Raw genomic sequence first — 1,537 nt, forward strand, 5'->3', positions numbered from 1 at the left:
CCTCGGTCAGCCGCAGTGCCAGCTCGGCGCGGCCGGTGCCGAGCCGGGCGGCCATTTTTTCCAGCCGTGCCAACGCTTCCTGCGCCTCGACGTGGTCTTCGCGCAGCTCGGCGCGCAGCGCGACCTCGGCCCACAGCAGTTCGGTGCCGATCGCGAACCCGGTCTCCTCGGAGATGCGCACGGCTTCGCGCAGCAGGGCGTCGGCGTCCTCGTGCTCGCCGAGGGCGCGCGAGACCTGCGCTTCGGCGAACCGGAAGAGGTAGGCGAACGATCCGCCCCCGGCCCGCTGGATCATGTGCCGCGCGCGGGCGAGCATCCCGCCTTCGGTGTGCACCTGCGCCGCGCCCATGTGCAGCATCGCCCAGCCGACGGACTCGACGCGGTGCACCGGAGCGGCCATGTAGCGCCGGGCGATGTCCAGCGCGTGCAGCCAGTCGCCGCGGCTGTGCTCGACGATGAACCGGCCGATCTCCGAAAGCTGCGACGGCGGCAGCTCGTAGCGCCGCATCAGTTCCGTCGCATCCTGCAACTCGCCCAGCGCGAGCAGCATGTTGACCTCGTAGCGGACCGTTTCGAGCCGTTGCGTCGGCAGGTCGCCGCCCCGCCACAGCGCCGGGTCCTCGATGAACCGGAACAGCTCGGTGGTGTCGCCCTGCATCAGCGCGACGCCGCTGCGGTAGGTGTTCACGTGGTCTTCCAGCACCGGTTCCGCCCCGGCCCACAGTTCGCGGTTCTCGTCCAGCAGGCGGCGGCCCGCCACCCATTCGTCCTGCCAGCCCAGCGCGAACGCCTGCGCCACGACTTGCTGCGCCCGCCCGCCCGGCATCGGGGTCTCCGCCTCGGCGATGTGCCGCAGCGCGGTGTGGTCACCGATGCTGGCGATCACGGACAGGTAGGACAGCACCGACATCTGCAGCAGCTGCGGTTCGAGTTCGCCGGCGTGCCTGCTCAGCAGGTCGCGGGCGTTCGCGGCGGCCTCGCTCAAACGGCTGCGCGAGCTGCACGCGGCCGCGTGCCCCATCAGCGCCATGGCGCGCGAAGCCGGATCGCCCAGCTTGTCCGCGGCCGCCTGCAGCCAGCGCGAGGCGTTCGCGGTGTCCTGGAAGATCCGCTGCCCGCCCGTTTCCAGCAGCTCCCGGCCCGCGCGCTGCGGATCGACCAGTGCTCCCGCGTCGACCAGCCGTTCCGGCAGGTACGCCGAGTCCTCGGCTCGCGCCGAGCCGTCCCAGATCGCGGTGACCGCCGCGGCCGCGAGGTTGCGGCGCTCGAACGGTCCGAGCCCGGCTTCCAGCGCGACGCCGATCATCGGCACCCGGAACCGCCAACGGCGTCCGGAGCGGATCAGCACGCGATGCGCGCGGAGTCGTTCCAGCGCGTCCCGCACGGTTTCCGGGTCGAGCCCGATGGCCGCTCCGGCCAGCCGCGGCGCCTGTTCGCCCAGCGGCGCGAGCAGGCTCATCGCGCGCGCCACCGCCCAGGACTGCCCGCCTGCGTCGCGCACCGGAGCCAGCAGCGGATGCCGATCGTCCAGCGCAGG

1 pseudogene is annotated in these 1,537 nt (G+C 72.8%); it reads right to left on the reverse strand.

The features are described 5' to 3' along the window. Positions 1-1,537, reverse strand: a pseudogene (locus tag IJH84_RS11085) (hypothetical protein); the annotation flags it as partial.

The sequence above is a fragment of the Saccharopolyspora sp. genome (assembly GCF_017434145.1).
Lineage (GTDB): Bacteria > Actinomycetota > Actinomycetes > Mycobacteriales > Pseudonocardiaceae > Saccharopolyspora_C > Saccharopolyspora_C galaxeae.